Origin of the sequence: Mycobacterium sp. (genome assembly GCF_025965855.1) — a bacterium.
Lineage (GTDB): Bacteria > Actinomycetota > Actinomycetes > Mycobacteriales > Mycobacteriaceae > Mycobacterium.
Map to the genome: position 1 here is coordinate 1 of NZ_JAOPWB010000064.1, position 3452 is coordinate 3452.

Consider the following 3452-nt stretch of genomic DNA (forward strand, 5'->3'; position numbering starts at 1 on the left):
TCCCGCCGGGTCGGGGGCTCCCCGGTGAGCAGGAAGTGTTGGTTGATCAACGCCGCCCCGACCCGCGCGGTCAGCGGGGTGATTGTGGCCGGGTCGAGGTCGCCGTCGTCGACCGCGGCCTGCAGGATCGATTCGACGATCTTGAGGCGCGGGCGCACCACGGCGTCGGCGAAGATGGTGCGCATCTCCGGTTCGTGCAGCAGCTGCTGGATGACGTCGATGCCGGGGAAGGTGGTCTTTCCGGCCAGCATGTCGCGGTGCGAAGTGAGCATTGTCAGCAGGTTCTCCCTGGCCGACCGGCCGGAGCGCAGCTCGGGCAGCGGCGGCAGCGCGAAGACCAGAGCGGCGTGCACCAAATCATGCTTGCTGCACCAGCGCCGGTACAACGCCGCCTTGCCGGTGTGGGCGCGCGCCGCGATCCCTTCCATCGTCAGCCCGCCGTAGCCGACTTCGGCCAACTCCGCCAACGTGGCCTCGTACAGCGCACGTTCGAGCACTTCGCCCCGTCGGCGGCTCCGGGTGCTACTGCGGTCCTGGGTTAGCTGCGGCATTTCTCGATAGTAGCCGCCCGCGTTCCTATCCGCTGCCCGCCGGCGACGCGATGCCCGGGCCGATCATCGCGGTAGGGTGCCTGCATGCCCGAGACTCCGCGGTTGCTGTTCGTCCACGCGCACCCCGACGACGAGAGCCTCGCCAACGGCGCCACCATTGCGCACTACACCGCCCGCGGGGCAGAGGTGCGCGTCGTTACCTGCACCCTCGGCGAGGAGGGCGAGGTCATCGGCGACCGCTGGGCCGGGCTGGCAGTCGACCGCGCGGACCAACTCGGCGGCTACCGGATCGGCGAGCTGACGGCCGCATTGCGCGCGCTGGGCGTCAGCGCACCCATCTATCTCGGCGGCGCGGGCCGATGGCGTGACTCGGGCATGCAGGGCACCCCAAAGCGCGGTCGCCAGAGGTTCATCGACGCCGACGAACGCGAGGCCGTCGGCGCGCTGGTCGCCATCATCCGCGAGCAGCGCCCCCACGTCGTCGTGACTTACGACCCCAACGGCGGCTACGGGCACCCCGACCACATCCACGCCCACGCCGTCACGACGGCCGCGGTCGCCGCCGCGGGCTCCGCCGACTACGCGGGCGAGCCCTGGGCGGTGCCCAAGTTCTATTGGACGGTCCTGGCCACGAGCGCGTTCGAGTCGGGCTGGCGGGCGCTGGACCGCGACGAGCTGCTGCCCGGCTGGATGATCCCGCCGCCAGACGAGTTCGACTTCGGATACGCGGATTCCGACATCGACGCCGTCGTGGAGGCCGCCCCGGATGCGCTCGCCGCGAAGACGGCCGCCCTCGCCGCGCACGCCACCCAGCTCGTCGTCGGCCCGACCGGCCGGGCCTGCGCACTGTCGAACAACCTGGCGCTGCCCATCCTCGGCGAGGAGCATTACGTCCTGGTGGCCGGCTCCGCGGGGGAGCGCGACGGGCGCGGCTGGGAGACGGATCTGCTCGCGGGACTCGGTTTCAGTGCCGCCGCAACGCGGTAGGCTGCCAAACAGGCAGCCACGGAAGGAATTCGCATGGACCCCGACCTGGACCCTAACCTGCAGCACTGGCAGGACCGGCTCGACAGCCTGCAGTGGGTCATCGGCTCGATACTCTCCAACGTCGACAGCGTCCCGACCTGACCGAAACCAAGTCACGCGCCGCGTCCGTCCCGGACAGCGGCGCGACAGATCCCGCGATCCGTTTCGTCGTTTTGGCGCTGCTGGCGGTGGACGGGATTCTGTCGGCACTGGCAGGCGCCCTGCTGTTGCCTTCCTATATCGGCTCGATTCCCTTTCCCATCAGCGGGCTGCTCAGTGGCCTGCTCAACGCGGCGCTGGTGTGGGCCGCCGGGCTGTGGACCCGCTCCGCGCGGGTGGCCGCGTTGCCACTGTGGACGTGGCTGATCACGGTGGCCGTGATGAGCATGGGCGGTCCCGCCGACGACGTGATCCTGGGCGGCCGGGGACTGATGGCCTACGGGGCCCTGGTGTTGATCGCGCTGGGGGTCGCGCCGCCGGTGTGGGTGTTGTGGCGGCGCGGCCGCCACCGCTGAAACCTAAGGCAGGTTGACGCCGATCGGCGGCAACGGCGGCAACGGCGGCAGGAAGTCGAGCACCCAGTTGATCTCGGTGTTGACGAACTGGTTGATCGACGCCGTGGTGGCCGACCAGAAGGTGCTGAGTCCCTGCGTGAAACCGATTGTCCCGTCAATGACGTCGATCGCGTTGAATAATGCGCTCTGCACGATGGGCTCGAAGAGGTAGTAAAAGAAGTTGATTTGCGGAGCCAGCCAGCCGATGTAGGGCAACCAGCCAACCGCGTACGCCGCGAGGTTGAAGCCGTACTGCACCCACGGCTCGATCGCCAGGTAGGCGGCCTCGATCTGGTCGCCAATCGAGACCAGTGCGTTTGCCGCCGGCACCGCCGCGGCGTTGGTCACGGCGGCGGCCGGGGCGAGTAGCGCGCTGGCCGCGGTCAGGGCCCTGATCCCGGCGGTCGGCTGGAGCAGCAGCGCGCCGGCTTGACTGGCGACTGCCTGGACGCCGCCACCGCCGCCCAGCAGCCCGGCTCCACCGAGGAAATTGGAGCCGGCCACGACGCTCTCGACGCGGCTCACCGCACTGGACACGGCGTCGCCGGCCGCGCCCGCGACTCCGCCCCCGCCGCCGCCGAGCAGCGCCGAGGCGGGCGCGTTGACCGCCCTGGCGAGGGTCTGCGCGGCGTTGGACTCGGCCGCCGCGAACGCGTTCGCACCGGCGCTCAAAGTCTGGACAAACTGCTCGTGGAACTTCGCGATTTGGGCGCTGAACTGCTGATATCCCAGCCCGTGCTCGGAAAGGAACGCGGCGACCTGTGCCGACACGCCGTCGGCGGCCGAAGCCGCCACTGCGGATGTCGGGGCCGCCGCCGCCGCGGTGGCCGTGCCGAGGGTCGAACCGACGCCGGCCAAATCCGAAGCCGCCGCGGCCAGCGCCTCCGGGGCCGCGAATAGGAACGACATTCGGCACCTCCCTGGTACGACGGATGGTATCTCGGTCGCCGCTGGATGGCGGGCAAGTTTGCCAAACACTTAGTAAGGGCCCGGCGGCGGCGGCGAACGCGGGGATGTCGACCGCGGGCCGTCGGGACCCTGGCGCTACTGTTGCGCGTATGGCACCGTCGCCCAAAGTTTCACAAGTTGGGCCGGGCGGATGAAATTCGATCGTGGGGAAGTTACACCAACGTGCCACTGACACCGGGGCCCTCGGAGCCCGCTGCTCTGCCTAGCCCTGTCGTTTCGCCTAAGGCCAGCGCGTCGGCGTTACGGCGCGTCCTGCGGCGGGCCCGGGACGGGGTCGCGCTCAACGTCGAAGAGGCGGCCGCCGCGAACGCGTTCGCACCGGCGCTCAAAGTCTGGACAAACTGCTCGTGGA

5 protein-coding genes are annotated in these 3452 nt (G+C 69.9%); 3 read left to right on the forward strand and 2 right to left on the reverse strand.

Going from position 1 to position 3452, the window contains the following annotated elements:
- Positions 1 to 551, reverse strand: a 551-nt coding sequence (locus JWP83_RS04805; RefSeq protein ID WP_297726570.1) for a TetR/AcrR family transcriptional regulator, incomplete at its 3' end; no start/stop codon positions are given.
- A gap of 84 nt (positions 552 to 635) precedes the next feature.
- Between JWP83_RS04805 and mshB the strand changes: the two genes are divergently transcribed.
- Positions 636 to 1538: an N-acetyl-1-D-myo-inositol-2-amino-2-deoxy-alpha-D-glucopyranoside deacetylase gene (mshB, locus tag JWP83_RS04810; RefSeq protein ID WP_297726573.1), complete on the forward strand. Its 903-nt coding sequence runs from the start codon at positions 636 to 638 to the stop codon at positions 1536 to 1538.
- Between the two features lie 92 nt (positions 1539 to 1630).
- On the forward strand, positions 1631 to 2092 hold the full coding sequence (locus JWP83_RS04815) for a hypothetical protein (protein ID WP_297726576.1): 462 nt from the start codon (positions 1631 to 1633) through the stop codon (positions 2090 to 2092).
- 3 nt (positions 2093 to 2095) lie between these two features.
- Here the strand turns inward: JWP83_RS04815 and JWP83_RS04820 are convergent, their stop codons facing one another.
- Positions 2096 to 3040 (reverse strand): PE family protein, encoded by a 945-nt coding sequence (locus JWP83_RS04820; RefSeq protein WP_297726579.1) that lies wholly within the window; start codon positions 3038 to 3040, stop codon positions 2096 to 2098.
- Between the two features lie 222 nt (positions 3041 to 3262).
- Between JWP83_RS04820 and JWP83_RS04825 the strand changes: the two genes are divergently transcribed.
- On the forward strand, positions 3263 to 3452 hold a 190-nt coding region (locus JWP83_RS04825), incomplete at its 3' end, for a hypothetical protein (protein ID WP_297726582.1).

Coding starts and splice junctions, on each gene's coding strand:
- JWP83_RS04820 (WP_297726579.1), bottom strand. CDS start 3,040: ATGTCGTTCCTATTCGCGGCCCCGGAGGCGCTGGCCGCGGCGGCTTCG.
- mshB (WP_297726573.1), top strand. CDS start 636: ATGCCCGAGACTCCGCGGTTGCTGTTCGTCCACGCGCACCCCGACGAC.